The organism is bacterium (assembly GCA_030648955.1).
In the GTDB taxonomy this organism is placed as follows: domain Bacteria; phylum Patescibacteriota; class Minisyncoccia; order Phycocordibacterales; family JAUSHB01; genus JAUSHB01.
The window spans coordinates 105,447-118,895 of record JAUSHB010000013.1; the positions used below are offsets into that span (position 1 = coordinate 105,447).

The 13,449-nt window shown below is 39.5% G+C and carries 14 protein-coding genes and 4 tRNA genes; 12 read left to right on the forward strand and 6 right to left on the reverse strand.

The features are described from left to right. Positions 1 to 30: 30 nt before the first annotated feature. From Q7S11_03605 to Q7S11_03615, 3 genes are all read right to left on the reverse strand, one after another. On the reverse strand, positions 31 to 600 hold the full coding sequence (locus Q7S11_03605) for an NYN domain-containing protein (GenBank protein MDO8572825.1): 570 nt from the start codon (positions 598 to 600) through the stop codon (positions 31 to 33). An 89-nt stretch (positions 601 to 689) separates the two neighbouring features. Then, positions 690 to 953, reverse strand: coding sequence for a 30S ribosomal protein S15 (gene rpsO / locus Q7S11_03610; protein MDO8572826.1), 264 nt, complete (start codon positions 951 to 953; stop codon positions 690 to 692). 84 nt (positions 954 to 1,037) lie between these two features. After that, positions 1,038 to 1,232, reverse strand: coding sequence for a hypothetical protein (locus tag Q7S11_03615; GenBank protein ID MDO8572827.1), 195 nt, complete (start codon positions 1,230 to 1,232; stop codon positions 1,038 to 1,040). 285 nt (positions 1,233 to 1,517) lie between these two features. On the opposite strand from Q7S11_03615, the gene Q7S11_03620 reads away from it, so the two are divergent. Next, positions 1,518 to 2,477, forward strand: coding sequence for a tyrosine-type recombinase/integrase (locus Q7S11_03620; protein ID MDO8572828.1), 960 nt, complete (start codon positions 1,518 to 1,520; stop codon positions 2,475 to 2,477). Positions 2,478 to 2,536: 59 nt separating this feature from the next. Here Q7S11_03620 and Q7S11_03625 read toward each other — a convergent pair whose 3' ends face one another. Next, positions 2,537 to 4,036, reverse strand: coding sequence for a CCA tRNA nucleotidyltransferase (locus tag Q7S11_03625; protein ID MDO8572829.1), 1,500 nt, complete (start codon positions 4,034 to 4,036; stop codon positions 2,537 to 2,539). A gap of 85 nt (positions 4,037 to 4,121) precedes the next feature. Between Q7S11_03625 and Q7S11_03630 the strand changes: the two genes are divergently transcribed. From Q7S11_03630 to Q7S11_03680, 11 genes are all read left to right on the forward strand, one after another. Then, positions 4,122 to 4,193 (forward strand) — tRNA-Arg (locus Q7S11_03630). 100 nt (positions 4,194 to 4,293) lie between these two features. Continuing rightward, on the forward strand, positions 4,294 to 4,986 hold the full coding sequence (locus tag Q7S11_03635) for a hypothetical protein (protein MDO8572830.1): 693 nt from the start codon (positions 4,294 to 4,296) through the stop codon (positions 4,984 to 4,986). Continuing rightward, positions 4,966 to 5,036 (forward strand) — tRNA-Gly (locus Q7S11_03640). Before Q7S11_03635 ends, Q7S11_03640 begins: the two co-directional genes overlap by 21 nt. Before the next feature lie 398 nt (positions 5,037 to 5,434). Next, positions 5,435 to 5,836: a YraN family protein gene (locus Q7S11_03645; GenBank protein ID MDO8572831.1), complete on the forward strand. Its 402-nt coding sequence runs from the start codon at positions 5,435 to 5,437 to the stop codon at positions 5,834 to 5,836. 134 nt (positions 5,837 to 5,970) lie between these two features. Further along, positions 5,971 to 6,041: transfer RNA gene (locus Q7S11_03650), tRNA-Pro, on the forward strand. Between the two features lie 142 nt (positions 6,042 to 6,183). Further along, on the forward strand, positions 6,184 to 6,564 hold the full coding sequence (locus Q7S11_03655) for an STAS/SEC14 domain-containing protein (GenBank protein MDO8572832.1): 381 nt from the start codon (positions 6,184 to 6,186) through the stop codon (positions 6,562 to 6,564). A gap of 79 nt (positions 6,565 to 6,643) precedes the next feature. Beyond that, on the forward strand, positions 6,644 to 6,853 hold the full coding sequence (locus tag Q7S11_03660; protein MDO8572833.1) for a DUF1059 domain-containing protein: 210 nt from the start codon (positions 6,644 to 6,646) through the stop codon (positions 6,851 to 6,853). Positions 6,854 to 7,123: 270 nt separating this feature from the next. Then, complete coding sequence (locus Q7S11_03665) at positions 7,124 to 8,941, forward strand: ATP-binding protein (protein MDO8572834.1); 1,818 nt, start codon at positions 7,124 to 7,126, stop codon at positions 8,939 to 8,941. A 244-nt stretch (positions 8,942 to 9,185) separates the two neighbouring features. Continuing rightward, positions 9,186 to 10,052 (forward strand): response regulator, encoded by an 867-nt coding sequence (locus tag Q7S11_03670; GenBank protein ID MDO8572835.1) that lies wholly within the window; start codon positions 9,186 to 9,188, stop codon positions 10,050 to 10,052. A 188-nt stretch (positions 10,053 to 10,240) separates the two neighbouring features. Then, positions 10,241 to 10,311 (forward strand) — tRNA-Gly (locus tag Q7S11_03675). A 59-nt stretch (positions 10,312 to 10,370) separates the two neighbouring features. Continuing rightward, positions 10,371 to 10,589 carry a hypothetical protein gene (locus Q7S11_03680; protein ID MDO8572836.1) on the forward strand — a complete coding sequence of 73 codons (219 nt, stop codon included), beginning with the start codon at positions 10,371 to 10,373 and terminating at the stop codon, positions 10,587 to 10,589. A 318-nt stretch (positions 10,590 to 10,907) separates the two neighbouring features. On the opposite strand, the gene Q7S11_03685 is transcribed toward Q7S11_03680, so the two are convergent. Together Q7S11_03685 and Q7S11_03690 are read right to left on the reverse strand one after the other, a co-directional pair. Beyond that, positions 10,908 to 13,040, reverse strand: coding sequence for an ATP-binding protein (locus tag Q7S11_03685; protein MDO8572837.1), 2,133 nt, complete (start codon positions 13,038 to 13,040; stop codon positions 10,908 to 10,910). Between the two features lie 112 nt (positions 13,041 to 13,152). Further along, positions 13,153 to 13,425 carry an HU family DNA-binding protein gene (locus tag Q7S11_03690; GenBank protein ID MDO8572838.1) on the reverse strand — a complete coding sequence of 91 codons (273 nt, stop codon included), beginning with the start codon at positions 13,423 to 13,425 and terminating at the stop codon, positions 13,153 to 13,155. Positions 13,426 to 13,449: the final 24 nt, after the last annotated feature.

Sequence of the window (13,449 nt, forward strand, 5' to 3'; positions counted from 1 at the left end):
CTACTTTACCATATTTAGTTGCCGTCAAGATTATTTTTGTAATGAACTCTGCGCTCCTCCTTGTGGACGTCGGAACTGTCGACCTCTCGGTCGTTGTGCGCCCATTAAATATTTTCCTGGATCATCACAGAGGTCGATAAAGTCATCTGCTACTTCGCGGAGCTTCCCGGATGCGGATCTTCCAAATGCAATCACCTCTACCTGAACTCCTAGTGATTTTAAGTATTCAACAAGCGGAATAAAGTCTCCGTCCCCAGAAGCAATTACGATGGTGTCGAGCTTGGACGCAAATCGAATCGCATCAACAGCGATCCCGACATCCCAGTCGGCCTTTTTTGCACCACCAAAAAATATTTGCAAATCTTTTGTCTTTGCTTCAATGCCGAGTTTCCCGAGTGCATCAAAGAAATTCTTTTCTTCGCCGGATTCAGTAGTAATGACATATGCGATTGCGCGCACGAGTTCTCTTCCCGCCACGGCATCTTTCATGATTGCCCCGAAATTAACTCTCGCTTTATATAAATTTTTTGCGCTGTGGTAGAGGTTTTGTGTATCAATAAAAATTCCAACCCGTTGTCCTTTGTGTTTAATGACCGACATAGTTTAGTTAATAGGTTGTTAAGTTGATAAGTTTCGCTTTGCTTTTTAGTTTAGAAATATAAAACCAACCAACTAATAAACTTATCAACTTACTTAAGACCAAGTTTTTTAGTGACAACATCGTAACGCTCCTTGCTCTTTCTTTTGAGGTATTTGAGTTGAGTGTGGCGATCCGCAACCATTTGGAGAAGACCTCTTCGTGAATGGATGTCTTTCGTGTGTTTCTTCAAATGTCCTGCAAGTTCGTTGATTCTCTTGGTGAGCAAAGCAACCTGAACCTCGGGAGACCCAGTATCCTTCCCGTGCACCTGGTGTTTATTGATAATATTCTGTTTTTTCTTTGTAGTGAGCATGAGGGGAATTTAATCACAAAACTCTATAATTTGCAAGAATAAGTTTTATTTTCCCTTCAGGAGGGATTTTGGGTAATGGTAAAATTAGTTGTTTTCTTCTGGTAAATTCTTCCCCTCGACAACATCAATTCCCCCATCGCGCAATTGTTTTTCAAGCTCAGTTGCAGAAGGAGGCATACCTTCTTTTGAATCATCAACATCAACCACGATACCTCCTGCTTCCATGAGTTTGTGGGCATTAATTTTTTCGTCTTTATTTTTTTTATCTTTACTGTCCATGTTTTGTTTTAATAACTTTAATAGATGTTACGAATGTGCATATTATCAGCAGATTTCTTTTAAAATCTGAGTAAATATATGCTTTTAAGTATATCATACGCCGATAAATTAACAACAAGGTGCACTGGGTCAGTATATTGTGCGACACAATAGTTGTAGTATAATTGGCGTGTGGAATCCCGTAGTGCCTGCCTGCCGGTAGGCAGGAAAAATGGCATTAGAGAGGAGGGGGATGATTTTTATAAGCGCGCGCTATGTCGAAATATAATTACTAAATAAAACAATGTGGCAAATTTGCTCCACGGGAGCGATGCCATTTTCTACTACAGGATGGAACTTGAAAATCTAAAACGACAATTTCTCGAACATCTTGAAATTGAAAAAGGGAGAAGTCTCAAAACGGTTGAAAACTATGATCGATATCTTTCACGGTTTTTTTCTTACGCAAAAATTTCAAATGCCAATGAAATAACCGAAGATGGCATAAGAAATTATCGGTTGTGGCTCAATAGGCAATCTGCAGGAGATTCACACAAAGGGGAAACGCTTAAAAAAAGAACCCAGAATTATTACCTCATTGCATTGCGGGCATTTCTTAAGTATTTGTCTGCACGGGGAATACCATCTCTATCGGCAGAAAAGATAGAGCTTGCAAAGGTATCTGAACGCAGTCTCGATCTCATATCCTCCGAAGAGTTGGAAAGACTTCTCTCTGCCCCAGAGGGAGATTCCATAAAACCCTTGCGGGATAAGGCTATTTTGGAACTTTTGTTCTCGACAGGACTTCGGGTTTCCGAACTGTGTTCTCTTTCACGCGACGTGGACTTAAAAAAAGACGAGTTTTCGGTGCGTGGGAAGGGGGATAAAATAAGAGTCGTCTTTTTTTCAGCGAGCGCAAAAGATGCGGTCAAAAAATATCTTGAAAAACGAACTGACATGGATGATGCATTGTTTATCAACATTGGCAGAGTGAATAAAGAAAAGAAAAGTATCCGATTGACTCCAAGGTCAGTAGAACGAATTGTGAAGTACTACGCCGTTAAAGCAGGGATTTCACGTACGGTAACACCGCACATTATTCGCCATTCATTCGCGACCGATCTTCTTGAAAATGGCGCTGACCTTCGTTCTGTACAGGCGCTTTTAGGGCATGCAAATATAAATACAACACAGATATACACCCATGTCACTGACAAACATTTACGTGAAATTCACAAGGCGTTTCACGGGAAACGCCGAAAATAGCCTTATAAAACAATCTATCTTCAATCCAAAGCCTCGCTTTGGATTCTTTGGATTGAAGGCTATTTAACCCAGTGGCGCTTTCGGATTTCCTCTATTTCTTGTGCCTCTTTTTCATCCTTCTTTTCCTTTCCTTTTTCGCCTAGTTTTTTAAGTTCCACATCGGGAAGTTTTGCAAGTTCAAGAGTTCGTTTTTTGAGGTAATCTTCCGTGTTGAGCTTTGGATCATCAAGGACTTCTTCAAGAAGAGCATGAAGAATGAAACCTATTCTTGGTCCCGGTGTTTCATGTGTAACATCGATTATCTTTGCTCCATCAATTTTAAGCATTCCAACGGACGTTGGGGAGCGCATCGCTTCCTCTATCATTGATTCATACTTTCGTAACCTATAGGGGGTTTCTTTTGGTCTTCCCATCCCGATTCTGTCGCATGCTCTGACTTTCATAAGATCCCACACATTTTCTGGGCCGACGTTTTTCACAATACGGCGTACTGCCGAAAGTGTTATTTTCTCAACATCCGAGAAAAATAGGTGATATCTGACCAATTTTGATACGGTCTCAACGATTTCACTAGGGAATTTGAGTCTTTTAAGGATTTCACGTGAAACACGTCCACCAACCACATCATGGCCATAAAACGTCCAATCATCATTCTCTTTGGACCAACGTCGTGTTTCTGGCTTTGATACGTCGTGTAACAATGCTGCAAGTTTCACGTGTAACGGCCACCCCCTATCTGCTGAATGCTGGAGGGCTCTTAAGTTGTGTTCCCAAACACTGTAGATATGGTCACCGTTCTGTTCCAGATCTATACCAGCTTCAAGTTCTGGAACCACATACTTCAGAATTCCAAGTTTTTGAGCCAAGATTATTCCGATCATAGGAGAGGGGGAGTTTATGATTTTTATGAACTCATCGCGTATTCTTTCTTTCGCAATTTCTTTAAGACCTGCGCTTTCTTTTTTAATTGCATCTGCGGTATCTTTGTTAATCGTGAAACCAAGTTCCACAGAAAGCCTTACAGCACGGAGTATTCTAAGTGCGTCTTCGGAAAACCTATCGTGAGGAACCCCAACGGTTTTTATTGTTTTGTCCTTGATATCATCTTGTCCTTTATACGGATCTATAATTTGTCCTTGAGAAATATCGTACGCAATAGCGTTCACGGTGAAATCGCGGCGCTTCAGATCATCCTCAATTTTTTCAGTAAACGTGACTTGGTCGGGTCTTCTTTTGTCACTGTAGACACCTTCGATTCTATAGGGTGTTACCTCGACAATTTTTAATGTTTCATCGTCTGTATTTTCATTGACCACCCCTACGGTGCCGTAGTCATTTTCGTAGAATGTCTTGGGGAAGATGGCAGTGATTTGATCTGGTTTTGCATTAGTGGTCACATCCCAGTCTTTTGGTTTTTTGCCAGAGATAATGTCACGTACGCACCCACCGACGAGATACGCCTCAAAACCGGCTTTTTGCAGTGTTTGGGTTACTTGTGAAACTTCTTGTGGGATGATGTATTTACTCCCGTTGTTTTTTGAGCCACTCGCTTTCATCATAAGCCTTATTTTATTCCACTTTTTGATTTTTTACTAATTTGAAGGTATAGTTGATACGCTCTAAGTTGTCACGTTAGTTTAAGGTGCCCCTGTAGTGAAATGGATATCACGCGACGCTTCGGACGTCGTATTGTAGGTTCGAGTCCTGCCGGGGGCATAAGTAAATAGCGAATAAACCAAATAACTACCAATGACACCATGCAGGGTTCTTTCTTGTTTTTGAAAACCGAACCATTGTGCTATACTGTTATTACAACATGAGGAATGATAAAAATAGGGCAATAGAGCTTAGAAGGTTTGGAAAAAGTTATAACCAAATCAACCAAGAATTACGCATACCAAAAAGCACTCTTTCTGAATGGTTTGGTGGCGCTGACTGGTCGAAAAAGATAAGGAAAGAACTTGATACAATGGCTAGGTATGACCATAAAATTCGTATCGAAAAACTTAACAATATTAGAGGTAATAACCTTAAAAAACTTTATGTGCAAGCCAAAGAAGAAGCTATCAGCGATTTTGAAAAACTGAAATATCACCCATTGTTTATTGCGGGGGTTATGTTGTATTGGGGGGAGGGTGACAAAGTGTCAACGCATAGAGTTGCGCTCACAAACACAGATCCCAAAATGATCAAACTTTTTACTATTTTTCTCAAAGATCTTTGTAGAATAGACAAAAAACGAATCAAAATATGGCTTCTTTTATACCCGGATCTTAAGGAAGAAGAGTGTAAAAAATACTGGAAAGAATATGCCGGGTTAGAAGGTTTCGCCTTTAATAAAAGCATTGTTATCAAGGGAAAACATAAAACCAAAAGATTGCACCATGGTGTTTGTACTGTCGTTGTTTCCAGTAGATATTTGAAAGAAAAAATGATACTATGGCTTTCGTTATTCCCCGATGTTGTTATTGGAAGGGAGTATTACCAAGCGGGTATGGTTCAATGGTAGAATAACTGGTTGCCAATCAGTTGATGGGAGTTCGATTCTCCCTACCCGCACAAAATTTTTTTGCAAGGTGAAAAATATTTAATGTTGCATATTAAACTCTAAATAAAATTACACACCAAGTCATATTTTTATTACACACAGTTTTGTCTTATTGAGTCAATAAAAATTTTGTTAAAATAAGGGCACATTGAGTGAAATGTGTGGATAACTATGGGGATAGTGTGCATAAAAGACAATGTCAAATTTTATGAAAAATGTCCTATTTTTCAATTATCTAATAAAAAACATTTTTATTTTTACTAAAATACGCCTTAAAATAAAGGAATTATAGCTTGTTGGCGCGATAAGACGAGAAGAAACAAAAAATCATAAAGTTAAGTCGCCTATCAGCCAAAATAATTTTTTAAAGCAGGGGGCAAGCTGGCATAATAAACGCTTATTGAGTCAAATGGTTTCACAAAATAACATTATCGGGACACTCGGGGAAAGTATTGCTTGTAGATTTCTGTCAAACAAGGGATTCTCCATTGTTAAAAAAAATTACCGGAAAAAGTGGGGAGAAATTGATATTATTGCAAAAAAAGATAGTATCATTCATTTTGTTGAAGTAAAGTCTGTTTCTCGAGCCCATGGTTATGGAGGTATTAATAATGCGAACGATGAATTTATGCCTGAAGAAAATATCCATCCTGAAAAAATAAGAAGACTCTTGAGGACAATTAATTCATATATATCAGAAAAACATTTACACAATAAAGACATAGAGTGGCAACTTGATGCCCTTGTTGTAGTGTTGGATCAAAATGAGAAAAAAGCTCATGTAAGGGTTGTTGAAAATATTACGACATAGTATCGTTTGATTAACCACATATACTTTGAGTTCATTGGTCCCCTGTGTTAATATCTTCTCTACGTTATCGCTTGGGTCAAAAGAGAGTTTAACGCGGGGGTGTAGTATATATGATTTGGGATTAATTTCTATCTCGGGGCGTAGTATAGTGGTAGTATATATGCTTTGGGAGCATAGGGTCCGAGTTCGATTCTCGGCGCCCCGAGATAGAAATTAATCGAATTTTTTCTAACTTTTTTATGACCATAGAGATGTGCACAGGTAAAATTGATTGATATCCTATATATTTTGTATAATGGAGTTTACACAACCTCTTGCGGTTGTTTCAGTGGATTGTACTAAATACAATGATCGACCAAGATACTCAAAAAACGAACTTTAATAACGTGTGGTGCGAAAATGGAATAGTCTACTACACCATAAGCGCACCTGTTGACGAAAAGGAGGCAGTACGGCTTGATACAGTCGGAGAGGGATTTATCAATACAGGAGAAGCATCTTTTGTATTAATCAACATTGAAAAGTCGAAAGAATTTTCATCATCAGCGCGAAAGGCGTGGGTGAAGTTTTTACAAAATCCAAAAATCAAGAGAACCGCAATGTTTGGAGGAAATGTTTTTGTGCGCACTCTCGCATCGTTTGTGATTGCTGCTGCGGGAAAAGAAAACATCAAGTTTTTTGGAACCGAGCAAGAGGCGCTTGGGTGGCTTCACTCTACCAGTTCTTAATGTTCCTAGTTTCAAATAGCTTTGCACATTTATTTGATGTACAATAATTAGTAATCTTAATAATATAATATTATCAACCATGAAGAAGCTTACTTGTAGGGATATTGGAGTTGATTGTGATATAGAATTTCTTGGCGAGACCGAAGATGAAATTATGAAAAAGGCCGCGGAACACGCTTCATCTGCGCATAACCTTCCCTCAATTCCGCCACACATTGATGAAAAATGTAGAAAAGCGATTAGGGTTATTAATGTGATGGATCTGGGGGTTGGTGGCACCACTCAATGAGACGTTTTGTTGAGTGAACAAACGTGTTTTACAAAGTACTCAAAAATACATGCCCTGTGACGGTGAACAGGGTGAATCTCGTATAGAGTAAAAAAGTTATGAATTACAGCTGTATTTTGAAAAACAAGAGAATTGATGAACAGGGGACTCAATGTGGTGTAAATAATCAACGAAAACAATTGAGTACGATCCATTTGTCTGAAAAAAATATTATTAGATATATTAGGGGTGGAAGCGGTGTAATACGTACCGTTTCCGACCTCTAGCGAGATGAATAATCTCGAAACAGGAACACTCCTGTCTTTCATTGCCGAAGGACTCGTTTTATTTGATGGCAATGGTCAAGTGACTATGGTGAATCCTCACGCAAGTCTTTTGCTTGATTATACAGCTGACGAATTTGTGGGGAAAAACATTGATACATTATTTGAAGTTTATCTCGATGACTACTTGATTCCCGAGAGTGAACGCATTGCCAACGCCGTTTTTATTTTAGGTGAACCATTTAAGACACCGCGAGGGAAGACTGTATATTTTAAATCTAAAAGTGGGAAAAAATTTCCCGTGTTTATTTCCGCCAAAGCTATAAAAACAGAAGAAAAAACAAGCGGAGTACTTATTTTTCGCGATATTACCATAGAAAAAGAGCTTGAAAATTACAAGATAAATACAGCAAAAAGACTTTCTGAATTGACGCCAATTCTACAACAAGCCTCAACAGGAGAGTTTTTAGGAACAGGTGTTACCATTCCAGAAGTGGAAGATGAATTTACGGAATTGATTGTTGGGCTGAAGCTTATGCTCGATGACCTGGGTGCGCTCGATAGCGCGCGTGAAAAAAACCAACATGAAAAGATCGAAGTCGTTAAAAAGACTGAAGAAGAACGTCGCAAGCTCACAGAATTATATTCAAAAGAACTTGAGGGGAAGGTTGAGCAAAAAACTGGAGAACTGAACCGCGCAAAAACACATATCGAGACTATTATAGAAAATCTTACGAGCGGTCTTATTGAGTATGATAGCTTGTTTACTATTGTGCGTATAAATAAAACTGCCGAAGATATGCTTGGTGTTTCAAGAAAAGATGTTTTAGGGAAGAGAATAGAGCCAAAAAATATACACGAGAGGCCTGAATGGAAATCACTCATCGAAGTTTCTTACCCAGCTCTTTCGCAGTCTGTGCGAAAGATAACTAAAGAAGTTTCTGGGGTTGATGCAGATGTAGCTGACCTCATGATCACATTTCCCCTCGAACGTGAAGTTCAAGTAACAACACTTCCCATTGCGAGCGTTTTCTCTGGTGACTCCAAGGGTTTTATTAAAGCAATTCGTGATGTAACTCGCGAAAGGATAATAGGTCGCAGTAAAAGCGAATTTATCTCTATTGCGGCTCATCAGCTACGTACACCACTTTCTGCCGTGAAATGGGCCATGCGTCTCCTTATGGACGGTGACCTTGGTGTTATGAACACATCGCAGTTGAAACTCCTTGCGCGGGGTTATGAAACAAACGAAAAAATGATCCGGTTGGTTAACGACCTTTTAAACATTTCTCGTATCGAGGACGGGAGATTTGGGTATCGATTTAATAAAGCAAATATTATCGAAACCATTGAGTCAATCGCGGCCAATTCGTCGATTAGTGCTCGTGAACATGGGATTAATGTTCATATTAATCCACCACCCCAACCAATCCAGCTTTTTGTATTTGATCACGAAAAAATCTCTCTAGCATTTCAGAATTTAATCGATAATGCCATCAAATATACCCAAAAGGGCGGGGTAATAACTGTGGATATCATACAAGAAGATATGTTTGTAAAAATAAGTGTACATGACACCGGGGTTGGTATACCAAAAGGGCAGATCGGTCGCTTATTCACAAAGTTTTTCCGTGCGGATAATGTTATGCACATGCAAACATCGGGGTCGGGACTCGGATTGTTTATTGTGAAGAACATTATTGCTAGACATGGCGGGAAAATAAGCGTAGAATCTGATGAGAATAAGGGCTCTACCTTTTGGTTCACGCTTCCTCTTGACGAAAATCTTATACCGTCAAAAGACGAACGAGTGGCGTATTACTAAAATATTTAGAAAAATAGTGAGCGACCTAAATTTCGCGAGTGAAACGAGCTAGAAATTGGGAGTGCCGAGAGGCCGACCTAAATTTCTTGCGAGTTGTGTGAGTGTAGAAATTGGAAGTATCCCTGTGGTGCACAGTAAATCATTTTTTTACCCAGTGCCATTTTTACAACTCAAGGTAACGTAACTAATTAAGAATATTGCCGGGTGATGGTTTTGAATTCACTTGATTCATTAAAAATTAATCATGGAAAAAAAGAAAATATTAGTTGTTGAAGATGATAGTGTGCTCCGAGATGTTTTGATTACAAAGCTCAATAAAACAGGATATATCGCATTGGGAGCAGAAGATGGGGAAGTGGCAATGGAGGTTATGAGAAAAGATAAGCCAGACCTCATATTACTTGATATTTTGATGCCTAAAAAAGATGGTATGCAGGTCATGGAAGAAATGAACCAAGATGAAAACCTCAAGAATATTCCAATTGTGGTCGTTTCAAATTCCGGACAACCTGTTGAAATAGAACGAGCGAAAAATTTAGGTGCCCGAGACTTTCTTATAAAGGCAGTTTTTGAACCTAACGAAGTGCTTGAAAAAGTAGATAATATATTGGGAAGACAAAATTTCTCACAAAACCAAGCCGACACAAGTGCGGCACATATACCAGAAACAACCACGGATACTTACATGAATAATGTTACACAAGCCAGTACACCTGCTCCCGTGAATTTGAACAACACAAAGATTATGGTTGTTGAGGACGATAAGTTTCTTCGCGAGCTACTCGTCCGCAAACTTTATAGTGAAGGGTTTGTTGTCGAAAGTGCCATTGATGCTACGGGTGCATTTGAAATACTTACACGATTTATTCCAAGCCTAATACTTCTTGACCTAATCCTTCCGGGAGTAGACGGTTTTGAGATTCTTTCAAGGATCAAGAAAGATAATGCACTTTCTGCAATCCCCGTAATCATTTTAAGTAATCTGGGACAAAAAGAAGATATTGAACGCGCCATGTCTCTCGGGGCTATAGATTTCATGGTGAAAGCAAATTTTACTCTTGATGAGATTGCAAGTAAAGCTAAAAAAGTTGTAAACGGGGGGAGTAATTAGATCACGTTAATTTACCCACTTTGTTGTGGTACTTAGAGTTTTAACTAGGCATTAGGTGTTGAACGGGCACTAAGAAATATTTTTTGAATTTACATGAGGAAAGATTTTAATTAAAAGTCCCGTGGGTGCGGGGGAGGGTTCATTGCAGCGGTCTTTATATTTTGGTAGTATAAATTTCGTTATAATCTGCGGGATTAGTTTAATGGTAGAATAGGAGTTTTCCAAACTCTTGACGGGAGTTCGATTCTCCCATCCCGCACATTTTATAAAAAACTCCTCAATAATTATTGAGGAGTTTTTACTAAACTGTTTTGCGGGATGAGCAAGCCGACTGCTTGGCTTGCGTGGAGAATCGAACAGCGGAGTCGTGTTTTTTCATCAGAAAAAACAGACGAGCTTCCCCTTCGGGGCCACCTTGCATCTTGCCTCGTTGCACTTGGCATAGATGCATGCCTACGGCAACGGATGTATCAGCAAGCAGTTGCTGATACATCCCAGTCCGAGCCGAGCGACATTGTTTTCTTAAGAGCGACCTAAATTTCTTACGAGTAACACGAGTGTAGAAATTGGAAGTGCCAAGAGTCCGACCTAAATTTCTTACGAGTAACACGAGTGTAGAAATTGGAAGTGCCAATTGGCCGTAGCGACTTAGAAAACAAGAAGTACTCCTGTGGTGCGGTAGCGAGGCGAGAGTCGCGGGAGATTCTCCCATCCCGCATTGGCCAACAAAAAAGCTGATCTTTTGGTCAGTTTTTTTGTTTTATGTTAACAAGCAGAGAAGTAATTATTTGAGCACATGAGTTGGTGGCGGTGCCCAAAATAGGGTTAAGAATTTCCATCTCGCTCTCGCTAGGGTTAAAATTTAAGAAGGTCTGTTTCTGTATGAATTCGAGGCGGGGCATCTTTTTCAGTAAGGGTTGTGGGAATTATAATCGATACGGTTGTGCCCTTGTCTTCCTCTGATTCAATACCAATGATTCCTTTGTGGGTCTTAATGATATTATTTGCGATGAAAAGGCCTAACCCCGATCCATCTGTTTGAGCACGAAGTGCTTTTACTGAGCGAAAGAACTTAGTAATAAGAAGTTTTTGGATGTCATCTTGAGGTATTCCTATGCCATTATCCTTGATTATGATTTTCACGAAATCACCTTCTTTTTTCACGGTAAGCATAACGTGTTTATCGGGGGGAGTGTAATTAATCCCATTTTTTATAATATTGGAGAGTGCAAGAGATAGCCGTCCCGCGTCAAAATAAAAGAGGGGGATAGGAGTTGAGGGAAGATCAAGATCAAGAGCCACCTTCTTCCAGTGCGCGATAGTTTTCATACTTGCAACGACATCAGTAACGGTGTTTATTATATCTCCCTGTTTAAATTCGTATCCAAATCGACCATCCTCAATGTAAACAACATTAAGAAGGTCGTTAATAAGACTAATCATGCGCTCATTCGCCTGGTACCCCTCCTTGAGAGAATCTAATTGATCTTTGTTGAAGATCTCTCGCTCCGTTTCAAGTGCCATATTAAAAGCCCATTTTATGGCAGAGAGGGGGGTACGCAATTGATGTGCGACAATAGTAATAAAATCACTTTTATTTTTATCAATAAGTTTTTCACGTGTTACATCACGAATAATCTTAACGAATTGCTTGCGTTCTCCCGACCAATTTTGTTCTTCTGAAGCTACGGTAAACGTAATAATCTGGAGACTTCTCGGCGAAGGATGTCGTATGGTAATCTCGGTCATAAGGTCTGCTGACGTAGAAGATGGATCGCGCTGGGGGTCTTTTTCTGCATAATTAAGGTGAATAACTTCAGCAAGTGACGAAAGTTCTTTATCGGTCACATCTTCGCCTGTTATTTTTTTCCCCACAACATTGTTGCGATTAAACCCCAAAAGTTCTTCAGCGGCTCTATTAACACGAAGAACAGAAAAGTTGTTGTCATATTCAATAAGTCCCAGTACTAAGTTTTCAATAATCGCATCAGTGTGTAGTTTTGCACGGCTTAACTCCCCTGTGCGCTCTAACACAATTGCTTCAAGATTTTGATTGAGATTCTTAAGTGCAATATTTGCTTTCGCCAATTCTTCTCTTTGTCCTACCTCGCGAAGTGTTCCACGTATGAGAAAGATTCCCAAAATAATGACACACAAGAGGAGCGCGGAGTTTAAAATTCGTTGCTCTGTTGTTTCGGAAAAAACAATAAGAAGGAATAAAAATCCCCAAATGCTAAATGTGAGGATTTCGGTAGCAATCACGCGAATATTAAAAAGATGATGTTTTACAATTGCGTAAAAGAAACCTATGCCAAAAATTGGAGCTGCGAGTGACGCAATGGCTGGAGAGCCGTTTACTCCATACCATGTCATAAATCGTGATCCACCAGCCAAAAGGCCGATAACGATACTGATGAGCATCCACGTTATTTGATTTTTAACAAAAGGCATTTTAGCGGTGCGTGACATCCAAAGAACAAAACCAGTATAAAGAGTTCCGGCAAAGAAATACAAATAAAGGAAGTGGAAAAATTTCCCAGGCACAGGCTCAAGTATTCCGTCCGAAACAACAACAACCCCTTTCACTATAAAACCTGAAAATTTAAAAAGATCTGAAATGAGAAGTGTAATGATAATTCCTGCAACAAAGAAAGAAACAGTAAGCCCCGTTCTGTGGGCGCGCCTAACGATTCCCATATTTTCTTCATAAAAACGAACTGAAAAATTATTTACACTGGCAGTAAGGACTGCAATAAAAATCACAGAAATAACCCTAAGAACACGGGCAAGCTCCAATTTTTCCGGGGATGTTATTTCAAAAAAAAATCCAAAGAGTCCCCAAATCGCAATAGCTAATAGTGCAAAAACGAATGATCGCGCCGACTTATTTTTGTTTGCTGCAGTGAAAAGAAAAAGACACAACAGCCCCGAAATAAAAAAAGCAAAACCGGAGGCAAACGTCTGAATAAGTCTTGGGTCGCTAAACATATATACAGTATACCCCGTGAGAACCAAAAATTAAATATTTTCCTGAATATTGCCCACAAAAAACCACGCATTACTGCGTGGTTTTTTGTGGGCAACCTAACGCAAGTAGAGGTTACTTCACCGCCTCTTTAAGTGCTTTTGCTGCGCGGAACTTAGGAACCTTCATGGTCGGTACTTGTATAGCTTCTCCTGTCTTTGGATTGCGTGCGGTTCGTGCTGCGCGTTGTTTTACTGAAAAAATACCCAATCCTGCAATTGAAACCTCCTGTCCTTTCTTCATGGTGTTTACAATGGAACCAATGACTGTATCCACCACCTCTTCTGCGGCAACCTTTGTGCCACCGAGTTTTTCGTGTACTGCGTCTACTATCGCTTGTTTATTCATAATAGTTGTTTGTTATTGTTGATA

Excerpts from the sequence above, each read along its gene's own strand:
- Q7S11_03605 (MDO8572825.1), bottom strand. The coding sequence starts at position 600 with ATGTCGGTCATTAAACACAAAGGACAACGGGTTGGAATTTTTATTGAT.
- rpsO (MDO8572826.1), bottom strand. The coding sequence starts at position 953 with ATGCTCACTACAAAGAAAAAACAGAATATTATCAATAAACACCAGGTG.
- Q7S11_03615 (MDO8572827.1), bottom strand. The coding sequence starts at position 1,232 with ATGGACAGTAAAGATAAAAAAAATAAAGACGAAAAAATTAATGCCCAC.
- Q7S11_03625 (MDO8572829.1), bottom strand. The coding sequence starts at position 4,036 with ATGATGAAAGCGAGTGGCTCAAAAAACAACGGGAGTAAATACATCATC.
- Q7S11_03635 (MDO8572830.1), top strand. The coding sequence starts at position 4,294 with ATGAGGAATGATAAAAATAGGGCAATAGAGCTTAGAAGGTTTGGAAAA.
- Q7S11_03645 (MDO8572831.1), top strand. The coding sequence starts at position 5,435 with ATGGTTTCACAAAATAACATTATCGGGACACTCGGGGAAAGTATTGCT.
- Q7S11_03655 (MDO8572832.1), top strand. The coding sequence starts at position 6,184 with ATGATCGACCAAGATACTCAAAAAACGAACTTTAATAACGTGTGGTGC.
- Q7S11_03660 (MDO8572833.1), top strand. The coding sequence starts at position 6,644 with ATGAAGAAGCTTACTTGTAGGGATATTGGAGTTGATTGTGATATAGAA.
- Q7S11_03665 (MDO8572834.1), top strand. The coding sequence starts at position 7,124 with ATGAATAATCTCGAAACAGGAACACTCCTGTCTTTCATTGCCGAAGGA.
- Q7S11_03670 (MDO8572835.1), top strand. The coding sequence starts at position 9,186 with ATGGAAAAAAAGAAAATATTAGTTGTTGAAGATGATAGTGTGCTCCGA.
- Q7S11_03680 (MDO8572836.1), top strand. The coding sequence starts at position 10,371 with ATGAGCAAGCCGACTGCTTGGCTTGCGTGGAGAATCGAACAGCGGAGT.
- Q7S11_03685 (MDO8572837.1), bottom strand. The coding sequence starts at position 13,040 with ATGTTTAGCGACCCAAGACTTATTCAGACGTTTGCCTCCGGTTTTGCT.
- Q7S11_03690 (MDO8572838.1), bottom strand. The coding sequence starts at position 13,425 with ATGAATAAACAAGCGATAGTAGACGCAGTACACGAAAAACTCGGTGGC.